We start from the raw sequence: 20409 nt of genomic DNA, 5'->3' as shown, positions 1-20409 counted from the left end.
GGCGAACGCCGTCGAGCGTGTCCCGGACGGCTCATCGTGGCTCACCTGGTGGAGTTCACCCATCCCGAACGGGTCGAGCAGAAGCTGCCCGCCTTCGGCGTGCCGCCGAAGGTGGACTTCCTGCCGTTCGGCACGCAGTGCAAGGGACGTGAGTACAACAGCGACTTCTGGATGTCGGAGAAGCCGGACATCGGGGTCTTCGGGCGACAGAGACCTGTCGCACCGAGGGCACGGAACGTCGGACGCCTGTTCTACGGTGATGCGTCATGGAAGACGGCCTCGGTCCGGCGTCGGACGAGAACACCCTGACCATTCCCGACTCGTGGCGGCGCCGGATGTATCCGCGGCGGGGCGGGCCGCCGGGCCCGGTCGTCACGATCGATCGGTACGCGGGTGCGGCCGTGCGCGAACGCGTCGGCCGGATGGAGGCTTCGCGACCGCTCGCCGAGCGGGACGGCGTCGGCCCGGACATGGCCGAGGCCATGCGGGAGTACCTGTCCGGCGGCACGGATCCCCTGGGCGCGGCCGTGGTCGCCGCGCTGCTGATCCAGGACGCGCGGCAGCACGAGATCGAGAAGATCTCGGTGCAGGCGGCGGACTCCTGGGTGACCGGGCACGGGTTGCCCTTCGCGGCCTGCGCGTTCGCCGAGTTCAGCCAGATTCTCTGGCACTGCCCCGGGCTCGAACTCGTCGACGAGCACCGTCGGGGGAATCCTGGCGGCCACTCGGTCGCGTCGACGAAGGTGGCGACGGCCGGTGCGCGGTTGCGCGCCCTGCTGGCCACCGCCGACGACCAGGAGTACCAGGAGGCGGTGGATCGCCTGGCGGGGTGCCGGCGTACCGCGTCCCAGCGGGTGGTGGTCTCCTTCCTGGTGCCCACCCGGCACGACTGGGTGGAGGAGTGCTGCGCCGCACCGCCCGACGCCGACTACCAGAGGGGCTTCTGGTGGATGTTGTACGGCTCGCTGGGTTCACCCGGCCAGGTCGACCGGCTCGCACGGTACGGACTCGTCCACCAGTACTCGTGGGACCGGGCGCTTCTGGCCACCATGGCGGACGGTGTGGGGGCGGCGATGGCGCCGCTGCTCGTCAAGGCGTTCGACGCCGATCCCTGGCACACCGCCGGGCGGAGGCTGTTCCTGGAGATGCTGGCGATCCTGCCGGGCGACGAGGCGTTCCAGGCGCTCATGGACCGCGTCGACCAGAAGTACGTACAGCCCGCCCTGCTCGCGGCGATGAAACGCTTCCCCACGCGGGCGCGGCGGCTGCTGGCGGTCTCTGGCGAGCCGAAGCTCGCCGACCTGCTGGCCCAACACCTTCAGGCCCACCCCGAACTCGCGGCCGACCGGCCGGCCACCGACCACGACCTGCTGCCCGACGCACCGGCGGACGCCCTGCCGCGGCCGCTGGTCGACCCGCCGTGGCTGCGTACGACCAAGGCGGCCAAGCCGGCCGTCGTCGGAGGGCTCACGGCGCCCGCCGAGCCTCGGATGCGGTGGGAGCCGGGCGAGCAGGAGCTGTGGGCGAAGACCGACTGGCGGCATCGCGTCCCGGCCAGTGACGACTGGGACGAACTGGTCGAGGAGTTCCGCGCCGGACGCGCCTACGGATACGGGTTCGGTGTCCTCACGTACGGCCCCGTGGAGAAGGTCCGCCCGCTGCTGGCCGACTGGAAGCCGCAACTGTGGGAGGCCGAGATGTGGCTGAGGCCGGTCGTGGCCCGGTTCGAGGTCGATGCGCTCCCCGTCGCACTGCGGATCGCGGAGGCCGATCCGGGTCTCGCTGATCGGGCGCTGCCGTTCCTGGACGCCGGTTTGGCGCGGCTGATGGCCGAGCGCCTGGCCCGGCCGAAGACCCGCAAGCTCGCGCTCGCGTGGTTCGACCGGCATGGCCTCGACACGGTGCCGCTGCTGGTCCCGGCCGCGGTGGGCAAACCCGTCACCCCGCGGCGCCAGGCGGAGCGCGCGCTGCGCCTGCTCGCCGACCGGCACGGAAGCGAGAAGGTCGTCGACGCGGCACGCGCGCACGGCGGCGAGGCGGCCGGTGCCATCGAGGCCATGCTGGCGGTGGATCCGCTGGAGCTTCTCCCCTCCCGCATACCGGTGCCGGGCGAGTGGGCCGACGTGAACCTGCTCCCGCGGATCCGGCTCCGCGACCGTGAGGACGCGCTCCCACTCGACGCCATCCGCCATCTGCTGACGATGCTGGCCATGTCCACGTCCGACGAGGTCTACTCAGGCGTCGAGATCGTCAAGGACGTGTGCGACGCCGACTCGCTGGCGGCGTTCGGATGGGCGCTGTTCCAGCAGTGGCAGCGGCACGGCGCGCCGCCGAAGGACGGCTGGGCGCTGGCGCAACTGGGATGGCTCGGCGACGACGAGACCGTACGCGCGCTGACGCCCCTCATCCGCGCGTGGCCGGGAGACGGCGGCCACGCCAAGGCGGTCGCCGGCCTGAACGTCCTGGCGGCCATCGGCACGGACGCCGCGCTGATGAACCTGTACGGCCTCGCGCAGAAGGTCAAGTTCAAGGGCCTCAAGGAGCGGGCGCAGGAGAAGATCGAGGAGGTCGCCGACGGGCGGGGCCTGACGCCCGATCAGCTCGGCGACCGGCTGGTCCCCGACTTCGGTCTGGACGCCGACGGCGGGCTCGTCCTGGACTACGGGCGGCGCCGTTTCGTCGTCGGCTTCGACGAGCGGCTCAAGCCGTACGTGACCGGCGAGGACGGCACCCGCCGCTCGTCCCCGCCCAAGCCCGGGGCCAAGGACGACGAGGAACTCGCGCCCGCCGCGTACACGCTGTTCACCACGCTGAAGAAGGACGTGCGGGTGGCCGCCGACCAGATCCGGCGGCTGGAGGCGGCGATGGTGGCGCGGCGCCGCTGGACGGCTGGGGAGTTCCGGCGCCTGTTCGTGGAGCATCCGCTGATCTGGCACATCGCGCGGCGGCTGGTGTGGGTCGCCGGGGAGACCGCGTTCCGCGTCACCGAGGAACGCACGTACGCCGACATCGACGACGACGCGCTGACGCTGCCGGACCAGGCCGGGATCGGCATCCCCCATCCCCTGGAGCTCGGCGGAACGCTCAGCGCGTGGTCGGCGCTCTTCGCCGACCACGAGATCCTGCAACCGTTCCCGCAACTCGGCCGCACGGTGCACGCCCTGGCCGACGCGGAACGCGCCGGCCGGCGCCTGGAGAGGTTTCAGGGCGTCGCCGTACCGGCCGAGGCCGTGCTCGGGCTGGAACGACGCGGCTGGCGGCGCAGCAGTCCCATGGACGCCGGGATCCAGGGCTGCGTCTACCGCGAACTCCCCGGCGGCCTGTTCATCACCATCAAGCTGAACCCCGGGATCGTGATCGGCCGCCTGGACGACAGCGGCGACCAGCTGCTGGAGGAGATCCGGCTCGATGACCGTCCCGACGACGACCACTGGTCGACGGGACGCGAGGGGCGGCCCTTCGGCGACCTCGACCCGATCACGGCCTCGGAGCTGCTCACCGAACTGACCGACGCGACGTCCTGACCGGCACCGGAAGGTTCAGAACCACTCCGCACGGTGCACGACTTATCCGCCGACCACCAGTCCCCGATCGGCCACAGCCGGTTGGGGACGTGGAGGCGGCCGGAGTCACACGACCAACCGTCCGCTTTCGACGCACCGCACAGCCACGGAATCGGCCTTCATCGCCATGGACCAGCCCGATCACTTCGCCGCCGACATGCGCGAGTTCTTCGCCAAGGTCCGCTGATCCTCACCGGCCGGCCGCGTCGTCCATGCCGGGCGACGCGGCCGACCGCCCGTGACCTTCATGGAGCCACGCCGTGTCCTCCCTGTCGGAGCGGCCGGAGGAACACCGTTCGGGGGTCTTACTCCCGCCACTGCTTCGCGGGGGACGTGCCGGGGAACGGCCTGCCGATGAGGGCGAGGGGGACGAAGAAGTTCACCTGGCCGATCGCGATGGCCAGCGTCGCGAGAGCCTTGTCGTCATAGTGCTCGGACGCCAGGGCATAGAGCTCGTCAGGGACGCGCTCGCCGCGGGGGTTCGGGGTCAGCACGGCCTCGACCAGCGCGAGCGCGACACGCTCGGCCTCGGTGAAGTAGGGCGCGTCCTTCCAGGTCGCCACGGCGGTGATGCGCTCTTCGGACTCCCCGGCCTTGCGCAAGCCGCCGGCGTGCAGGACGGTCAGATAGGTGTTGCCCACGATCTGGCCGGCGCGCAGTTGCATCAGGCCGATGGTGGTCTGCGGGACCGTACCGTTCCCGGTGGCCTTGAACAGGGCTCCGGTGACCGGCCCGAACTCGGGAACGAGCTTGACGGGGTTGGGGAGTCGCGACTCGGTCGTCATGACGGGCTTCCTTCCTGGATCTTCGATTGGTTCCGCTGCTATGACGGATCCCGAAGGACGGATGTGACGCCGTCGGCGGCGACCGGCAGCGGGGCGGCTTCCGGCCGGACGCGCCGGTCGTTCCGTACGGGACGGAGGAGGCCGATGACCGCGAGGCCGCCGACAGCGGCGAGACAGAGCCAGGCGAAGGTGTCGCCGATCAGGTCGTAGATCGTCGTGGTGCCGTGCGTCGGCACGTAGGCCACGGTGGTCTGCCGGTCCGTCGTGAAGTAGTCCGTGGTGGCGAGGACACGTCCCTGATCGTCGAAGGTGGTGGACACTCCCTCCGAGTCCTGGCGCACGAGCGCGTACCCGCCTTCGACGGCGCGCAGAGCGGCCTTCTCGGTGTGCGCGCGTCCGTACTCACGCCAGTCGTGCGAGGGCACGAGCATGATGTCCGCGCGCACGCGCATCAGGTCGGGGAAATCAGCGTCGTAGCAGATGACGTTCGCGATCCGGCCGTACGGGGTGTCGACCACCGGCACGTGCCCGTCTCCCGGGGTGAAGGTCTCCGAGCCTGGAATGGGATGGGCCTTCTGATACGTCCACAGGACCCTTCCGTCGGGACCGATGAAGACCGTCTCGTCCTTCCCGTAGGCCGGCGCGGTCGTGCTGTACACGCCCAAACCGATCTCGAGATAGATCCCCGACTTTCGTGCCTCGTCCCGTGCCACCGCGATTGCGGGCTGTTCGCCCGCCGCGAGCGTCTTGACCGCCTCTTCGGGCCAGATCACGATCTTTGCTCCGGCTCTGGCCTCCCGACGTGTGACCGCGAGCAGGTCGTCCTCCACGGCCCTCATGGCGGGCTCGACCTCCGCAGGGGGCGCGGCGGCGACGTCGCGGCGTCGACCGGGAATCCGCCGGAGGACGGCCTGCTGGGCCTCACTGACCTCCCTGCCGGGGCTGACGCCGGCGATCCGGACCGTCGCGCCGTCCTCCGGAGCGAAGGCGAGCCGGGCTCCACCGCCGAGGATGACGGCGGACAGCGCGGCCCCGTACACGACACCGCTGCGGACCGACGGCCACGAGCGGTCCTCCCAGAGACGGTTGGCGACACTGGCGAACCAGGCGATCAGGAATCCGATGCCGTACGAGCCGGTGATCGACGTGACCTGCAGCAGAGGCAGGTCGCCGTACTGGGTGACCGTCAGGGAACCGTAGGCGGTGCCGAACGGCGACAGCAGTGTGATGAGGAATTCCGATCCGGCGACCGCCGCCGGGAATGTCAGCAGCGACATCCAGGGGCGCAATCGGCCGACGAGCAACCGGTCAAGGAGGAATGGCAGCATCTGCAATGCGGCGAGGCCGACCGCTCCCCCGATGATGACGGCGTTGAATCCCAGCGCCGATTCGTATATCCAGAACACGGCCGCGGCGATGTGGGCCAGTAGGATCCATACCGCCCCGGACCAGGCCCGGCCGGTGCGGGCGAAACGCAGCAGAAGGACCGGGAAGATCCAAGCCGCGAGAGGGATGTCCCAACGGCCACCGACCGCGAAGAGCGTCGCCACGGTACCGAGGGCCAACAGCGCACATCGCAACCATGTCGGCGTCGCACGCCGGTCGTCGCCCATCTTTTCATCTGCCCTTTCCCTGGGGTGCGGCAGCCGTTCGGAGAATTCGTGGAACGCGAGTCTCCGGCCGCGTTCAAACGCTAGGAGAGCGTGTCCGGGCGCCGCGTCGTCCTCATCGCCGATCTGTCGCCGGTCCGCGCAACTTTGGATGCGGCCTCGTGGACGAGGACGTGATCGCGCAGATCACATACCGTTGCCCTCGGACATGACGACTTACGTGACGGCCCGACTGCGCGGCGCCCGCATCGGGCTCGCCGGCAGGCCATGGCTGACCGACCTGGCGCTCGGCGGCGGGCTCACCGCCTTCGACGTGGTGACGTTGCTGGGCAGGACACCGGTGCCGAGCCCGGTGGGCCTGACGCTCTGGGGGCTGCAGACGGTTCCGCTGTTCTGGCGGCGACGTCACCCCCGCCTGGTGCTGGCGGCGATGACCGTCGCCTTCGTCCTCTTCGAGATGACCGACCCGGTCCCGCGGAAGACGCCGGGGCCCTACTTCCTGATCTTCGCCGTGTTCGCGCTCGCCCGCTGGACCCCGGCGACGGTGAGCGTGCCGGGGACGGCGCTGTCCCTCGCCGCCGCGGTGACGACGGACCTCCTCAGCGGCCGATCCGGGCCGCCCCGGCTCGACTCCCTGGAGCCGATCACCGCGACCACCTTCGTCGCGTTCTTCTGCGTCGCCTGGCTTCTGGGATACGGGGCACGGCGGATCGACATCAGTGCCCTCCGGCTCCGGGAGCTCAACGCTCGGCTCCGCGCGCAGCAGGAGGTCAACGCACGCCAGGCCGTCATCACGGAGCGGGCCCGCATCGCCCGCGATCTCCACGACGTGGTCGCGCACCACGTCAGCGCGATCGCCGTACAGGCGCGGTCCACCGAGGACGTCCTCCAGGACGATCCGCGGCTCGGCATGCAGGGCGTGGTCCGCATCGCGGAGACCGCCGACGTCGCGCTCATCGAGATGCGCCGCATTCTCGGCCTGCTCGCCGGCCGGCGTGAGGATCCCGGCCCCGAACCGTCCCTTCGCCACGTCGACCGGCTCATCGCGGCGGTCGAGGCGACCGGCTGCCACGTGACGGCGACGCTGGAGCCGTCGGTCGACGCGGTGCCGTCCGCGATTCAGGTCTCGGCCTACCGGATCCTGCAGGAGGCGTTGACGAACGTCATCAAGCACGCCGGTCCCACCGACGTCAGGGTCGTCGTGCGCATCGACGACGACGGACTGACCGTCGAGGTCGAGAACGAGCCGGTCCCCGCGGGCCACCGGCCCGTACCCGGATCCGGCCGAGGACTCATGGGCATCCGCGAACGTGTCACGGCCTTCGACGGCGCTCTCGAGGTCGGCCCGCGGCCGCACGGTGGGTGGCGGGTCAACGCCACGCTCCCGCTCCAGGGGCACCAGTGAGCATCCGTGTGCTTCTGGTCGACGATCAGGAGATGGTCCGGGCGGCGCTCCGTGCCGTCATCGACCGCCGCGAGGACCTGTGCGTCGTCGGCGACGCCGCCGACGGCGGACAGGCCGTCGACGCGGCGTTCCGCCTGCGCCCCGACGTCGTGGTCATGGACGTCCGCATGCCCGGCATGACCGGCGTCGAGGCCACCCGGCGCATCCTCACCGAGTGGCCGTACGACGACCCGCCCCCACGCGTCCTCGTGCTCACCACTTTCGACCTGGACGAGTACGTGCACTCCGCCCTGCGCGCCGGTGCCTGCGGCTTCCTGCTGAAGAACAGCCCGACGGACCAGCTCGCGCACGCGATCCGCGTCGTCGCCGGAGGTGAGGCCATGCTCGCCCCGAGCGTCACGCACCGGCTCATCGACGCGTTCGCCGCGCTGCCCATCGGCCTCGTCGCCGGTACGCCCACCCCGGCGTCCGGCCGCCACGGACTCATCGGCTCGCTCACCGAACGGGAGCTCGAGGTTCTCATCCTGGTCGCACGAGGGCTGTCCAACCTTCAGATCGCCGATGCCCTCGGCCTGACGCAGGCCAACGTCAAGAGCCGCGTCAACCGCATCCTCACCCGCCTGGGCCTGGACAACCGCGTCCAGGCCGCGCTCCTCGCCCATGAGGCGGGCCTGCTCCCGCCGCTCCCCCACGAGGAGACGTGACGTTCAGGACCTTGAGGGCGGGCCCTCCGGGTCAGGCGCTGGCGCCCCCGTCGAGGACGAGGTCGTGGCCGACGGTGAAGCCCGCTTCGGGCGAGGCCAGCCAGAGCACCGCGGCGGCGGCCTCGGCCAGGGTGCCGGGCCTGCCGATCGGCAGCGCGCTCTTCAGCCGTTCGGCGCGGTCGGCCTCGGTCTCGCCGGGCCGCAGGGACATGGAGGTCTCGATCGGACCGGGGCTGATCGCGTTGATGCGTACGCCGTCGCCGATGCACTCCTTCGCCGCCGCGCGGGTCAGCGCGCTCACCGCCGCCTTCGAGGCCGCGTAGGCGCCGAGGAACGGCACGCGAAGGTGCGCGCCCAGGTTGGAGGCGGTGTTGACGATGACGCCGCCGCCGTTGGCGCGCATGTGGGCGATCTCGTGCCTCATGCACAGGAAGACGCCGGTCACGTTGACGGAGAGCTGACGGTCCCAGGCGGCCTCGTCCATGTCCGCGATCGGCCCGCTCTCGAGAACGCCCGCGTTGTTGAACGCGACGTGCAGGCCGCCGTGGCGCTCCACCGTGGTGGAGACGAGCCGGGCGGTGTCCTCGGAGGAGGACACGTCGGCCGTCACGGCGCTCGCCCGGCCCCCTTCGTCCTCGATCAGCCTCACGGTCCGGTCGAGCGGCTCGGCGCCCCGCCCGGCGACCACGACGATCGCGCCTTCGCGGGCGAAGGCCAGCGCGGTCGCCCGGCCGATGCCGGAACCGCCACCGGTGACCAGGGCCACCTTGCCGGTGAAACGTGCGGACATCTTCTCTCCTCTTCTCATGGGGTACGGCGCGGGAGCGCCGCGAACACAGCGGTGGTCAGAAGGGCCACGGCGGCGACGCGCAGGGCGAAGGCATCGCCGCTCGTGGCGTCCGGTGAGTGGGCGGTGGCGAGGGAGACCAGCACCGCGAGGCCGAGGGGCGGGCCGATCTCCATCGCCGTGTTCACCAGGCCGCCCGCCAGGCCGGTCTGGTCATCGCGCACACCGCGCATCGCGGCGAGCAGGGCGGCGGAGAAGGTCATGCCGGCTCCGAAGGGGAAGACGAGCAACCCGGCGTACGGCATGTCGAGAAGGCTCAGCAGGCCGAGACCGGCGGACGCGGTGACCAGTCCGGCCGCCAGGACACGGTGGATTCCGAGCCGGATCGTCGCGATCAGCGTGAGCTGCACGGCCCCGAGCACGAAGAAAGCGATCTTTGATCTAACTAGATCGATCGTTCTATTCTCCAGCCCCACAACCCGACCCCGTCATTTTGACCACTACATCGGTCCACGAAGGACCCTAGTGATGTCTAGATCGAACGGTCAAATATCTATCGAGCCGGCCCCTCCCCTCCCCCTTCCAGGCCGCGCGGGCGAAGCCGGTTGGCACGTCGGGTGGGGGCCGTGCGACGATCTGGCGATGCCTGAGAACACACGGGAGCGCCGCCTGGCCGCGCTACGAGGCTGCGACCGGATCCTGTCCGGGGTCCGGCCCACGACGATGCGGGATCGGATCGCCGACATGGAGGCGGGCGGGGATCTGGACGCCCTGCCCGACTTCTACGGCGATGGGCCGGTGACGGCGCTGGAAGAGCGCGTCGCCGGACTCCTCGGCACCGAGGCAGCGGTGTTCTTCGCCACCGGCACGATGGCCCAGCAGGTGGCGCTGCGTTACGGCGCCGACCGTACCGGGAACCCGACGGTCGCACTCCACCCGCTCGGCCATCAGGAACTGTCCGAAAGCCACGCGTACTCGCGGCTGAGCGGCCTGCGCGGTGTCTGGCCGACCACCGCGCCCCGCAACCCGACGGCCGAGGAGATCAACGCGCTCGCCGAGCCTGTGAGCTCCGTCGTCCTCGAGCTTCCGCTCCGCGACGCCGGGTTCGTGCTGCCGACCTGGGACGAGCTGGCCGCCACGGCGGCGGCCGCGCATCGCGCCGGGGCGCGCCTGCACCTCGACGGCGCCCGGATCTGGGAGTCCGCACCGTACCTCGAGCACTCCGTCGCGGAGATCGCCGGTCTCGCCGACAGCACGTACGTCTCCTTCTACAAGACGCTGGGCGGCATCAGCGGTGCCGCGCTCGCGGGAAGCGCGGAGCTCGCCTCGTACGCCCGGGTCTGGCGGCACCGCTACGGCGGTGAGGTGTTCCAGCAGTGGCCCGCCGCGTTGACCGCGATCGCCTGTCTCGACCGTGAGCTGCCGCGGATTCCCGAGTACGTGCGGCACGCGCGGACGGTCGCCGCCGCGCTGGCCACGCTTCCCGACGCACGGGTGTTCCCGGAGCCGCCGCACACCCACAGGTTCCGCCTGTGGCTGCCCCATCCCGCCCAGGCGCTCAACGACGCGGCACTGGCACTCGCCGAGGAGGAGAAGGCCTGGTTCGCCGCCGGGTGGCAGGACACGGAGGTGCCCGGCGTCGCCATGGCCGAGATCACCGTCGCCGGTCCCGCCCTCGAGTGGACGGCCGCGGACGTCGCCGAGGCCGGCGAGCGCCTGATCGGGCGCGCCACCGCCCCCTGACCGCGGTAACGCGATCTTTGCCCTGTCGGCCCGCCCGCAGATTTCTCGCTTGACCTGGGTTTACGCCCTCATGGTCGACGGGTACTCACAGTAACGAGATCGCAACGGCACGTGATGGGATCGTCGGGGAAACATCCTGGACCCCGCCCATCGTCTGCGATTCGAGGGAGGGCCGGCATGACCGCACGACACCGGCGGGTGATTTCCCCCCACCCGTTCAGGGCGAGAGCGTGCGGCACCCGGCCCTCCAGGTCCTCCGGCGCCGGTGCCGTACGCCCCCACGGCATCAGTGCCGCACCGGCCGGGCCGGCGGTGTTCCCGAGTTTCGCCGTCGGCCCGGCACCCCATCCGTCGATCCGGACCGCGCGAAAGGAGCATGGATGACCTGACGCCTGAAACCCTCTCGACTTGAACGGTCCCACTGGCCCGCGGCGAACCATACGACGCCGCGGGCCAGTGCCCGTGGTCAGAGTTCCAGCCGCCAGGTCTGCTCCTTGGTCTCCGGCCCGAACCCCTCGTACGGCCGCTGCTCGACCAGCTCGAAACCGGCACGCTCATAGAGGCGGCGGGCGTCCGTCAGGATGTCGTTGGTCCACAGCACGAGCTCTTCGTATCCCGACCGCCGGGCGAACCTGACGCACTCCTCGACGAGGCGGCCGCCCACTCCCCTGCCGCGCGCGAACGGTTCCACCAAGAGGAGGCGCAGGCGCGCGACGCGCTCGCTCTCCCGTACGCAGAAGACGCACCCGGCCGGCTCGCCGTCGATCTCCGCGATCCACGCGTCGTCGCCCTCGCCGTGATGCTCGGCGTAGTCGGCGACGACGCGGGCGACGAGCGTCTCGAAGGTCGCGTTGAAGCCGTACTCTGCGGCGTACAGCGCGCCGTGCCGCTGGACGACCCAGCCGAGGTCACCAGGGCCGAGCGGCCGCAGCAGGTACGACGCGGGCCGGGGACGCTCCCCCAGCAGGCCCTCGACCACCCCCATGGCGCCCAGCAGCCGGCGCTGGTCGCCCTCGGTGAGCCCGGACAGGATCTGCTCGATCTGGGCCGCCGACCGCGCGTCCAGGTCCCCGAAGACCTCGCGGCCCCGCTCGGTCAGCCACGCCATCTGCCGCCGGGCGTCGTCCTCGGCGCGTCCGCGGGCGACCAGCCCGCCGGCCTCGAAGCGGGACAGCATCCGGCTGAGATAGCCGGCGTCCAGGTCGAGCGCCCGGCGGAGGGCGGCGACCTCACAGGCGCCCCGGCGGGCGAGTTCGAAGATGACCCTGCCCTCGGTGAGCGAGTAGGGCGTCTCGAGCAGCCCCTCGTTCAGCACGCCGATGACCGAGGTGTAGAAGCGGTTGAACGCGCGGACGGCGTCGATGCGATCCAGCGGCACGGCAGGTTTCATTGACCACCTCAACGATTAAGTTGACGCAGTCAAAGATAGCCCACGCGCGATCGTACGGTCCAGACCGTGATCGAGACTCAGACGCCGGCGGCGTCGGTGCGGGGGGCCGGGACGGCCCGCTCGCGGAGCTCGGCCACCACCCGGCGCTCGACGTAGAAGGCCAGGAACGGAACGATCCCCGCCAGCACGATCACCACCATCTTGCTCAGCGGCCAGCGGACCCGGCGGTACAGGTCGAAGGTCGCCAGGAGGTACAGCGGGTAGCAGATCATGCCGTGGGGGATCCCGATGACGGTGGAGAGCACCCCGTTGTGCGCGAACAGCTTCAGCGGCACCGCGACGAAGCACAGCACGATCAGCAGTACACCGGTCACGTACGCCATGACGCGATAGCGGGTCACCGCTCCTTGCACGGGTCGTCCCTCCGTGAGGCCCGCGCCGTCAGGCGCGCGACGCCTCGTCGTTCAGCCGGGCGAGGCGGCGGTTGTAGGCCGCCAGCTCCTCGTCGTCCCCATCGTCGATTGCAGCGTGCCGGCGCGACGGCGCGGCTCCGGACGGGGTCACCGTGCCCGGGTCACCCGTCTCGCCGCGCAGCTCGTCCCGCACCATCCGGACCCACATCGCGACCACGAAGATCGCGAACATCGGCCACTCGATGACGTACGCCCAGCTCTGCAGATTGCCGCCCTGGGCACGCGCCAGCTGCCACCAGCCGGCCAGCAGGAACACGCCGATCAGCACAATGGCGATCAGGTGGAGTCCGAGCCAGCCGGGCTTGAAGAACCGTCGCACGTCTTGAGCGTACCCGCCCGTCCGGCGCGTCCCGGCCCGGGTCCGCCCGAACGACGCGGTCCCTGCTCAGCGGCCCCTTCTCACACGTCACGGGGCGGGCCCGTGTAGATGGCCCGCGGGCGGAACGGGGCACCCCGGGCGTACTCCTCCAGGGCGTGCGCCAGCCGACCGGCCGTACCGGCACCGCGACCACCGCTGAACGGACACGATGTCGGATTCTCGCGAGCGTCCGTCCCTGCGGATTGATAGGAAGAGAGGGTGGATGTCGCGATCGGATCACTGGAGACGCCGCTGGGCCGGCTGGCGTTCGCCTGCACCGCCGAAGGCCTGTGCGGGCTGTCCTTCCGGGACACCCCGCGCGCCCGCGCGCTGCTGCGCTCGGGACTCCCACTGGCCGACGCCCCGGCGCGCACGGAGCCCGTACGGGAACAGCTGACCGCCTACTTCGCGGACGGGCTGCGCGGCTTCGACCTCCCCATCGACTGGCGCCACACGTCCGGCGCCCAGAGAGAGGTCCTGGAGAAGCTGTACGCCGGGGTGTCCTACGGCGAGACGGTCACGTACGGGCGGCTGGCCGACCTCAGCGGCACGGGCGTTCCCGCACGGGCGATCGGCTCGATCATGGGGTCCAACCCGATCCCGATCGTCGTGCCGTGCCACCGGGTCGTGGCCACCGACGGCCTCGGCGGGTACAGCGGCGGCTCCGGCGTGGAGGTCAAGCGCTGGCTCCTCACCATGGAAGGCGCCATCCCCGCCACCCTCGACTGGGACCCGGCCGCAGGTCCAGGGTTCAACGAGCTCAAGGTTCCTGCGGCTGAGCGCGGGCAGCCGGTCCCTGATGATGCAACTTCCCTCATCAGCCGTGACACCGAGGGTGATCGCGCGGCGGCGGCACGGTTCATCACCGAGGTCCTCGAGCGGGATGGCCGCTGGCTCGACGACTTGGAGAGCCGATGATCTCCATAGACGTAAGGCGAATGCGGCTGATCAGTTGCGCCTGGCTCGGCGGCTGGCTGGCCGGTCAGGTCTGCCGCAGCAGGTCGTAGGTGACGCCGGTGCGCTTCTCGGAGATCTCCCAGAGGCGGCGGCCGAGTTCGGGGTCGTCCGCCTTGCGCAGCGTCGGTACGCGGCGCGGGGCTCCTCGGCTCTGCCCCGGCCCGCGCGGGCCGTAGCACTGCCCGCCGCGCACCTCCGGGGCGGTCGCCGCGTACAGCGTGGGCTGTGCGCCCGCGGCGTCGGACTGGGCGATGAGCGTGTTGGCCACACCGGTGAGCATCTCGCCGATCCGGCTGCCGCTCATGCGGGGGCCGGCCTGCTGCAGGTTCGTCGCGGCGTACCCGGGATGGGCCGCGACGCTGGTCAGGCGCCCCTGGGCACAGCGGTCGAGTTCCTTGGCGAAGACCAGGTTGGCGAGCTTGGACCGGCAGTAGGCCGTCCACTTCCCGTACCGGCGCTCGCCGTCGAGATCGTCGAAGTCGAGGCGCCCGAGCCAGTGCATCATGCTCGTCACCGTGACGACCCGCGCGCCGGGACGGTCGAGCAGGGCGGGCAGCAGCAGACCGGTGAGCGCGAAGTGCCCGAGATGGTTGGTACCGAACTGCAGCTCGAACCCGTCGGCGGTCGTCCGGCGCGGCAGGGCCATCACGCCGGCGTTGTTGACGAGCAGGTCGAGCCCTGACGCGCCGTGCTCCTCGGCGAAGGCACGGACGGAGGCCAGGTCCGCCAGGTCGAGGGAGCCGAGCGCGACATCGCACCCGGGCACGGCCGCACGGATCTGCTCCAGGGCCGCGCGGCCTCGTTCCGCGCTCCGGCAGGCGAGGATCACGGTGGCCGCGTGGCGGGCCAGTTCGAGCGCGGTCCGCAGGCCGAGCCCGCTGTTGGCGCCCGTGACGACGGCTCGTCTCCCGGTGAGATCGGGGATCTCACCGGTGGTCCACTTGGGCATGCGCGCCACCTCCACTGGCGGACCATACTAGAACGCGTTTCGGTCTCCGTGGAGAACCGGGGAGCCTCCCGGTCGGCTCTGCGGGCGTCCGCTCGGCGAGCCGGACCCTTACCAAGCGCCTCGCGATCTTCCGTTCACCCGACACTCCGGCCGGGTGGCCGTTTGACGCCGGTCGGCCCGGTCGATAATTGGATCATGCCGTCGCAGGTCATCGTCCCGCACCGGACCGGTCCGCTCGTCGACGCGCCGGCGGTGGCGGACGGCCGCGAGCCCGCCGAAGGGCAGGAGGCGGGGATGGGCGTCCCCGAGGCGGTGCTCGCCGCCGGCGGCGCCGCCCTGCTCGTCGCCGTCCTCGTGGCCGGGCTGCCCGCCTGGCTGACCGTCGTGGCGGTCGCCTGCCTCGCGCTGGGTCTCGCCCTGCCCGCCCAGGCCGCGGCGCTGCGCGCGGTGCGCCGCCGCAGGCTCAGGCGGCAGGCGAAAGCCCTCGACCGCGGCGTGCCGCTCGATGTGTCCCACGCGTCGGTGCGCCGCCTCGTCACCGCGTACGGCCGGCTGCGCCGTACCACCGGGCCGGGGATGGCGCTGGACGCCGGGCATCTCGCGCTCGTCGAGGTCGCCACCCTGCTGGGCGGCCGCCCGCCGCGTGATGAGGAGCTCGATTACGTCGTTCGCCGAGCCGAGGCGGTCTCCGCGCTGGCCGACCGGCTGGCCGACGGGCCCGTTCCGCCGGTCGAACTCGCCGGACCGGACTCCGTCGCCCGGATCGAGGCGCTGCTGGCCTGAGACGCCCGTCACGAGAGCGGCGCGCCGGTCGTCGCCTGCGGTACGGCGTCGTACGCGGTGTGCCGGTGTCGCCGCGTGACCGGCGGGCGATGGCTCCGCCGCTACAGGCCCGCGAGGCGTACGGCCTCCTCGGGGGTCGCCGCGCGCCGTGGGCCGGGCAGCGGCTCACCGCGCCCGTCGAGCACCTGCCAGCCGCCCAGCTGCACGACGGGGACGTCGCCCCGCCGCATGGCCAGGGCCAGCTCCGACAGGGTCCCCCAGGAGCCGCCGATGACGATGACGGCGTCGGCGGAGGCCACGAGGACGGCGTTGCGCGCCTCTCCCAGGCCGGTGGCGATCGCGGCGCTCAGGCCCGGGGCGGCGCCCTCCCGGTCGGGCCGGGAGAGGACGCCGACCACGAGGCCGCCGGCGGCGCGGGCCCCCTCCGTCACGGCAGCCATGACACCGGTGTAGCCGCCGCAGAGCACGACCGCGCCGCGCCCGGCCAGCAGCCTGCCGACCTCGTACGCGGCGTCGCGCTCGGCGTCGGTGCAGTCCCGGGGGCCGCACACCGCCACCTGGATCAGGTGAGGGATCTCTCGATCGCCTCGATGACCTCGTCGGTGTCCGGCTCCATGCGCGGGTCGAACCGCGCGACGATGGTGCCGTCCGGGCCGATGAGGAACTTCTCGAAGTTCCACCGGATGTCGCCGGTGTACCCGCCGGCGTCCGGGACGGTGACGAGTTCGGCGTACAGCGGGTGCCGGTGCTCGCCGTTGACGTCGAGCTTCTCGGTGAGCGGGAAGTCGACGCCGTACGTCGCCGAGCAGAAGTCGGCGATCTCCTCGGCCGTCCCGGGCTCCTGGCCGGCGAACTGGTTGCACGGCACGCCCAGCACGGTGAACCCGCGGTCGGCGTAGGTCTCCTGGAGCCGCTGGAGGCCTTCGTACTGCGGGGTGAGGCCGCACTTGGAGGCGACGTTCACGATGAGAACGGTCTTGCCGCGGTACTGACCGAGGTCCGCGGGCCCGCCCTGAAGGCGCTCGATGTCCACTTCATAGATCGACACGGTTCCGAATTCTAGTCTGAAGACATGGGCGAGATCCTGGTCGGCACCGCGTCGTGGACGGACAAGACACTCCTGGAGACCGACTGGTACCCCCCGCACGTGAAGACGGCCGAGGAACGCCTGAAGTACTACGCGTCCAGGTTCCCGCTGGTCGAGGTCGACTCCACGTACTATGCCCCGCCGGCCGAGCGGACGGTCGGCTACTGGCGGGATCGCACGTCGGCGGGCTTCACGTTCAACGTCAAGGCCTTCTCGCTGCTGACGCAGCATCCGACCCGCCGCGACGCGCTCTACAAGGAGCTGCGGGAGCGGGTGCCGGACAAGAAGAGGGTGTACCTGCGGGACGTCCCCGGGGACGTGGTCGAGGAGGTCTGGCGGCGGTTCCTCGACTCGCTGTGGCCGCTGCACGAGGCGGGCCGACTCGGCGCGCTGCTGTTCCAGTTCCCGCAGTGGTTCCCGATCGGCCGGGCGAACAAGGAGTACATCCTGCAGGCCAAGCGCCGGTGCGAGCCGATGCGCGTCTGCGTGGAGTTCCGCAACCGGACCTGGATGAGCGAGGACAACCGCGAGGAGACGCTGGACTTTCTGCGCAGGTACGACGTGCCGTACGTCAGCGTGGACATGCCGCAGGGGTATCCGAGTTCGATCCCGCCGGTGCTGGCCGCGACGTCCGACCTGGCCGTGGTGCGCTTCCACGGCCACTCCGACAAGTGGGACAGCAAGGACATCCATCAGCGTTTCGGCTACCTCTACTCAGAGCAGGAGCTGAAGGAGTGGGCGCCCCGGGTGCGGAGGCTCGCCGAGGACGCCGACACCACGCACGTACTCCTCAACAACTGCTACCGGGACTACGCACAGCGCAACGCGGCCCAGTTGGCCGCGCTGCTCGCCCCGTCCTCGTGACTACTTGTTCGGCAGGTCGCTGACGAAGGTGGACAGCGAGTTCGCCGCACCGCTGATGCCGCCGAGCGCTCCGTGTACGACGTTCGCCGCGCTGTGCGGCCGGCTGATGAGGTAGAACGCCAGGAACGCCAGGCCCCCCCACTTGAATGTCTTCTTCATCGCGAGTCACTCCCCGCATCGAGTGAGATACAAGGAGTAACTTCCCAGTTATGGCCGCGGACAGCAGCGGCTCCCCGCAAAGCGGTGACCTGAAACGGCAAAAGTTTCCGGTGCCCCCCGGGCCGGGCGGTACGCCCCCGAGCCCGGCGCCCGCCTCGAGTCGGCGGGCGCCGGGCTCCCGGTGCGCTACCGGGTGCCGAAGCTCCTCGGCACCGGCTGGTCCTCGCGCAGGTCGCGGAACAGCGTCCCGGCCCGCGAGGTGTCCCACGTGATGTACTCCCCGACGCCCGCCGCCGAGCCGACACCACCGACCGGGACCGTCGTCGTCAGGCCGTCGCCGTTGGTGACGCCGCGCATCGCCGAGGCGAAGCCCACCAGGTTGTACAGGTGGTCGTCCTGGTCCACCGCGAAGTTGTCAGTGGAGCGCAGCGCGAACGGGATGATCCGGAACGGGTTCAGCAGCACGCCAGGGCTGGTGGCCTTGTGCACCAGCCCGGCGAGGAACTTCCGCTGGTTCTCGACCCGCTGCAGGTCGGCGCGGGCGAACGCACGGCTGCGGACGAAGCCGAGGGCCTGCCCGCCCTTCAGCGTCTGGCAGCCCGCCTTGAGGTCGATGCCCGCCTTGTGGTCCTTCATGGGCTCCTGCAGGCACATCCGCACCCCGCCGACCGCGTCGGTCATGCCGACGAACCCGGCGAAGCCGATCTCCGCGTAGTGGTCGATCCGGATCTTCGTCGCCTGCTCGACCGTGCGGACGAGGAGCTTCGGGCCCCCGAAGGCGAACGCGGCGTTCAGCTTGTTCGATCCGTGACCGGGGATCGGGACGTACGAGTCGCGGGGCAGGCTCACCAGCGTCGTGCCGTGGTCGCCGGTGTGCAGCAGCATCATCGTGTCCGTCCGGCGCCCCGCGGCCTTGCCGGTGGCGAACGACTTCCGCTGCGATGCCGAGAGGCCCTCGCGGCTGTCGGAGCCGACGATCAGCCAGTTCGTTCCCGGCGTGTCGCCCGGACGTCCGGCGTAGTCCTCGAAGACGTCGATGCGGTGCAGCCGCGAGTCGAGGTAGAAGTAGCCGCCCACGAGCAGCAGCAGGAGGACGAGGAAGGCGATCAGCAGGCGGCGCCCCCAGCGGGGCCGCCGCCGCGGTGCGCCGTCATGGTCGTACGATCCCGGCGTGCCGGCGTACGATGGCGCGCCGACCCGTCCCTGCTCCGGCCGATTACTCATGGTCACCACCGTAGAGGGAAGAACCAACTGCTCGCGTCACCTTCCCGGATGATTCACCCCATCTGGATCATCATTCTTCCGAGTGCGGTTCAACCTTTCCGCCTCAGCGCGCCGTCGGAGTGGTGTGAACGCGGAAGCCGAAGAGCAGTTCCGGGAGTTCGTCGCCGCACGGTGGCACGCCCTCCGGCGTACGGCGTACCTACTGACGGGTGACCACGGGCAGGCCGAGGACCTGGTGCAGACGGCCCTGGTCCGGGCGCATCGTCACTGGACGCGCATCCGGCGGTTGGACGCCCCCGAGGTCTACATACGGCGGATCCTGATCAACCTCAACAACAGCCGATGGCGCCGGAAGCGGGTCGCCGAGCACCTGACGGACGTCCTGCCGGAACCGGCCTCCGCCGATCCGCACGCCGCCTACGACGTCCGGGACGAGCTGTGGTCGGCGGTGCTGACCCTCCCGCCCCGGATGCGTTCCGTTCTCGTGCTGCGCTACTTCGAGGATCTGCCGGAGGCGGAGGTGGCCCGTGTCCTTGACTGCTCGCTCGGCACGGTGAAGAGCCAGACCTCGCGTGGCCTGGACCGGCTGCGCGTCGTGTTGGAACGCGAACCCGAGACCGTACGGAGGGACCGATGAGCACGAACCTGGAAGACGAACTGCGGGAGACCTTCGCGGCCCGGGCCCGGAGCGTCCCGACCGACCCGGATCCCTATCCGGCCACCGTGCGTCGCATCGTCCGCGCCCGCCGGCGCCGGCGGGCCGTCGTCGCCGGGGCACTGGCGGTCAGTGCCGTCCTGGCGGTCGGCGCGCCCACCGCGCTGCGTGGCCTCGCCTCGCGCGGGGGGCCGATGTCCGCGAGGCACGACGACGCGCTGCACTGGCCGCTGCGCGGCTCGCTCGCCGGTGACAAGGCGTTCCTGGGGGCGCTGAGCGAGGAGGCGCTGCGCCGAGACCATGGGGGCGACATTGAGCACGTCCTCTACGCGCACGACGACGGACGGCACCGTGTCGCCGTGGTCGTCACCGGGCGCGGGCGGTCGGCGGGGACCACGGTGTGGCAGGGCGCCTCGGGTGCCGCGCCACGCGCCATGGACGATGAAAGCCTCATGGCCGACAGCAGCCGCCCGGACCCGATCGTCTGGTACGTCGGTGACACCGGCCCGCTGCTGGTCCTCGGTCCGCCGACGATGACGGACGTCAAGGTGTCACCGGCCATCGCCCACGACAAGAACGGCACCGCGTACCGCGTGGTGCGAACGGTCCGGACCGACCACGGTGCCGTGCTGACCGACGTCCCCGGGGCGCGGCTGGGACAGCTCAGCGTGAAGTTCCGCATCGGCGGCCGGTACAGCGAGGCACAGGACGTGCAATACGCCGTGAAGAAGGAGAACTCCGCCGCCTACCGGCCCGCGGTCGACAAGGCCGTCACTCAGGCGGCCGGCCACGTCGACGCGGAGCAGGCCCGCGGGCTCCTGGACGCTACGGCGGACTACTTCGGGCTGACCGGCGAGCGGCTGAGCTACCGCTTCTGGTGGGGGGACCGGCTGCCCGACGGGGGCGACGCCCT

22 protein-coding genes are annotated in these 20409 nt (G+C 71.1%); 10 read left to right on the top strand and 12 right to left on the bottom strand.

Annotated elements, in window-relative coordinates:
• Window positions 1-36 precede the first annotated feature (36 nt).
• Together NE236_RS07905 and NE236_RS07900 are read left to right on the top strand one after the other, a co-directional pair.
• Complete coding sequence (locus NE236_RS07905; RefSeq protein WP_252841187.1) at window positions 37-309, top strand: hypothetical protein; 273 nt, start codon at window positions 37-39, stop codon at window positions 307-309.
• A complete protein-coding gene (locus NE236_RS07900) occupies window positions 267-3524 on the top strand; it encodes a DUF4132 domain-containing protein (protein ID WP_252841186.1) in 3258 nt (1085 codons plus the stop codon). Before NE236_RS07905 ends, NE236_RS07900 begins: the two co-directional genes overlap by 43 nt.
• A gap of 344 nt (window positions 3525-3868) precedes the next feature.
• Here NE236_RS07900 and NE236_RS07895 read toward each other — a convergent pair whose 3' ends face one another.
• Together NE236_RS07895 and NE236_RS07890 are read right to left on the bottom strand one after the other, a co-directional pair.
• On the bottom strand, window positions 3869-4348 hold the full coding sequence (locus NE236_RS07895; RefSeq protein WP_252841185.1) for a carboxymuconolactone decarboxylase family protein: 480 nt from the start codon (window positions 4346-4348) through the stop codon (window positions 3869-3871).
• Between the two features lie 38 nt (window positions 4349-4386).
• A complete protein-coding gene (locus tag NE236_RS07890; protein ID WP_252841184.1) occupies window positions 4387-5913 on the bottom strand; it encodes a nitrilase-related carbon-nitrogen hydrolase in 1527 nt (508 codons plus the stop codon).
• A 253-nt stretch (window positions 5914-6166) separates the two neighbouring features.
• Here NE236_RS07890 and NE236_RS07885 point away from each other — a divergent pair, with 253 nt between their 5' ends.
• The gene (locus NE236_RS07885; protein ID WP_252841183.1) at window positions 6167-7363 is read left to right on the top strand and encodes a sensor histidine kinase; all 1197 of its coding nucleotides are present in this window, start codon (window positions 6167-6169) and stop codon (window positions 7361-7363) included.
• Entirely contained in the window at window positions 7360-8067 is a 708-nt protein-coding gene (locus NE236_RS07880; RefSeq protein ID WP_252841182.1) for a response regulator, read from the top strand. Before NE236_RS07885 ends, NE236_RS07880 begins: the two co-directional genes overlap by 4 nt.
• 31 nt (window positions 8068-8098) lie before the next feature.
• Here NE236_RS07880 and NE236_RS07875 read toward each other — a convergent pair whose 3' ends face one another.
• Window positions 8099-8857 (bottom strand): SDR family NAD(P)-dependent oxidoreductase, encoded by a 759-nt coding sequence (locus NE236_RS07875; protein ID WP_252841181.1) that lies wholly within the window; start codon window positions 8855-8857, stop codon window positions 8099-8101.
• Window positions 8858-8871: 14 nt separating this feature from the next.
• Entirely contained in the window at window positions 8872-9276 is a 405-nt protein-coding gene (locus NE236_RS07870; RefSeq protein ID WP_252841180.1) for an MFS transporter, read from the bottom strand.
• A gap of 220 nt (window positions 9277-9496) precedes the next feature.
• On the opposite strand from NE236_RS07870, the gene NE236_RS07865 reads away from it, so the two are divergent.
• Entirely contained in the window at window positions 9497-10597 is a 1101-nt protein-coding gene (locus NE236_RS07865; protein WP_252841179.1) for a threonine aldolase family protein, read from the top strand.
• A gap of 466 nt (window positions 10598-11063) precedes the next feature.
• Here the strand turns inward: NE236_RS07865 and NE236_RS07860 are convergent, their stop codons facing one another.
• From NE236_RS07860 to NE236_RS07850, 3 genes are all read right to left on the bottom strand, one after another.
• Window positions 11064-11987 carry a bifunctional helix-turn-helix transcriptional regulator/GNAT family N-acetyltransferase gene (locus NE236_RS07860; protein ID WP_252841178.1) on the bottom strand — a complete coding sequence of 308 codons (924 nt, stop codon included), beginning with the start codon at window positions 11985-11987 and terminating at the stop codon, window positions 11064-11066.
• Between the two features lie 77 nt (window positions 11988-12064).
• Window positions 12065-12388 (bottom strand): DUF3817 domain-containing protein, encoded by a 324-nt coding sequence (locus tag NE236_RS07855; RefSeq protein WP_252841177.1) that lies wholly within the window; start codon window positions 12386-12388, stop codon window positions 12065-12067.
• Between the two features lie 40 nt (window positions 12389-12428).
• Window positions 12429-12779 carry a hypothetical protein gene (locus NE236_RS07850; protein WP_252841176.1) on the bottom strand — a complete coding sequence of 117 codons (351 nt, stop codon included), beginning with the start codon at window positions 12777-12779 and terminating at the stop codon, window positions 12429-12431.
• Between the two features lie 258 nt (window positions 12780-13037).
• On the opposite strand from NE236_RS07850, the gene NE236_RS44355 reads away from it, so the two are divergent.
• The gene (locus NE236_RS44355) at window positions 13038-13736 is read left to right on the top strand and encodes a methylated-DNA--[protein]-cysteine S-methyltransferase (protein ID WP_252841175.1); all 699 of its coding nucleotides are present in this window, start codon (window positions 13038-13040) and stop codon (window positions 13734-13736) included.
• A 64-nt stretch (window positions 13737-13800) separates the two neighbouring features.
• Here NE236_RS44355 and NE236_RS07840 read toward each other — a convergent pair whose 3' ends face one another.
• On the bottom strand, window positions 13801-14724 hold the full coding sequence (locus NE236_RS07840; RefSeq protein WP_252841174.1) for an oxidoreductase: 924 nt from the start codon (window positions 14722-14724) through the stop codon (window positions 13801-13803).
• Between the two features lie 195 nt (window positions 14725-14919).
• Between NE236_RS07840 and NE236_RS07835 the strand changes: the two genes are divergently transcribed.
• Window positions 14920-15507 carry a hypothetical protein gene (locus tag NE236_RS07835; protein ID WP_252841173.1) on the top strand — a complete coding sequence of 196 codons (588 nt, stop codon included), beginning with the start codon at window positions 14920-14922 and terminating at the stop codon, window positions 15505-15507.
• A gap of 101 nt (window positions 15508-15608) precedes the next feature.
• Here the strand turns inward: NE236_RS07835 and NE236_RS07830 are convergent, their stop codons facing one another.
• Both NE236_RS07830 and NE236_RS07825 read right to left on the bottom strand, forming a co-directional pair.
• Window positions 15609-16064: a TIGR00725 family protein gene (locus NE236_RS07830; RefSeq protein WP_252841172.1), complete on the bottom strand. Its 456-nt coding sequence runs from the start codon at window positions 16062-16064 to the stop codon at window positions 15609-15611.
• 5 nt (window positions 16065-16069) lie between these two features.
• Window positions 16070-16555, bottom strand: a complete 486-nt coding sequence (locus tag NE236_RS07825; protein ID WP_252841171.1) for a glutathione peroxidase — start codon at window positions 16553-16555, stop codon at window positions 16070-16072.
• Between the two features lie 24 nt (window positions 16556-16579).
• Between NE236_RS07825 and NE236_RS07820 the strand changes: the two genes are divergently transcribed.
• A complete protein-coding gene (locus tag NE236_RS07820) occupies window positions 16580-17458 on the top strand; it encodes a DUF72 domain-containing protein (protein ID WP_252841170.1) in 879 nt (292 codons plus the stop codon).
• On the opposite strand, the gene NE236_RS07815 is transcribed toward NE236_RS07820, so the two are convergent.
• Entirely contained in the window at window positions 17459-17617 is a 159-nt protein-coding gene (locus NE236_RS07815; RefSeq protein ID WP_252841169.1) for a hypothetical protein, read from the bottom strand. It abuts the gene before it with no gap.
• 186 nt (window positions 17618-17803) lie between these two features.
• Complete coding sequence (locus NE236_RS07810; RefSeq protein WP_252841168.1) at window positions 17804-18841, bottom strand: LCP family protein; 1038 nt, start codon at window positions 18839-18841, stop codon at window positions 17804-17806.
• A 124-nt stretch (window positions 18842-18965) separates the two neighbouring features.
• Here NE236_RS07810 and NE236_RS07805 point away from each other — a divergent pair, with 124 nt between their 5' ends.
• Together NE236_RS07805 and NE236_RS07800 are read left to right on the top strand one after the other, a co-directional pair.
• Window positions 18966-19478 (top strand): SigE family RNA polymerase sigma factor, encoded by a 513-nt coding sequence (locus NE236_RS07805; protein WP_252841167.1) that lies wholly within the window; start codon window positions 18966-18968, stop codon window positions 19476-19478.
• The coding region (locus tag NE236_RS07800; protein WP_252841166.1) for a hypothetical protein at window positions 19475-20409 on the top strand (935 nt) is incomplete at its 3' end. The genes NE236_RS07805 and NE236_RS07800, both read left to right, overlap by 4 nt.

It is taken from the genome of Actinoallomurus purpureus (genome assembly GCF_024055795.1).
Lineage (GTDB): Bacteria > Actinomycetota > Actinomycetes > Streptosporangiales > Streptosporangiaceae > Actinoallomurus > Actinoallomurus purpureus.
The sequence above is the reverse complement of the archived record's forward strand: the minus strand, read 5'-3'. Positions and strand labels throughout refer to the sequence as shown.

Bases quoted from the DNA above. Each gene is read 5' to 3' on its own strand.
- NE236_RS07875 (WP_252841181.1), bottom strand. From the start codon at position 8,857: ATGTCCGCACGTTTCACCGGCAAGGTGGCCCTGGTCACCGGTGGCGGT.
- NE236_RS07860 (WP_252841178.1), bottom strand. From the start codon at position 11,987: ATGAAACCTGCCGTGCCGCTGGATCGCATCGACGCCGTCCGCGCGTTC.
- NE236_RS07820 (WP_252841170.1), top strand. From the start codon at position 16,580: ATGGGCGAGATCCTGGTCGGCACCGCGTCGTGGACGGACAAGACACTC.
- NE236_RS07815 (WP_252841169.1), bottom strand. From the start codon at position 17,617: ATGAAGAAGACATTCAAGTGGGGGGGCCTGGCGTTCCTGGCGTTCTAC.
- NE236_RS07865 (WP_252841179.1), top strand. From the start codon at position 9,497: ATGCCTGAGAACACACGGGAGCGCCGCCTGGCCGCGCTACGAGGCTGC.
- NE236_RS07895 (WP_252841185.1), bottom strand. From the start codon at position 4,348: ATGACGACCGAGTCGCGACTCCCCAACCCCGTCAAGCTCGTTCCCGAG.
- NE236_RS07840 (WP_252841174.1), bottom strand. From the start codon at position 14,724: ATGCCCAAGTGGACCACCGGTGAGATCCCCGATCTCACCGGGAGACGA.
- NE236_RS07885 (WP_252841183.1), top strand. From the start codon at position 6,167: ATGACGACTTACGTGACGGCCCGACTGCGCGGCGCCCGCATCGGGCTC.
- NE236_RS07810 (WP_252841168.1), bottom strand. From the start codon at position 18,841: ATGAGTAATCGGCCGGAGCAGGGACGGGTCGGCGCGCCATCGTACGCC.
- NE236_RS07835 (WP_252841173.1), top strand. From the start codon at position 14,920: ATGCCGTCGCAGGTCATCGTCCCGCACCGGACCGGTCCGCTCGTCGAC.
- NE236_RS07900 (WP_252841186.1), top strand. From the start codon at position 267: ATGGAAGACGGCCTCGGTCCGGCGTCGGACGAGAACACCCTGACCATT.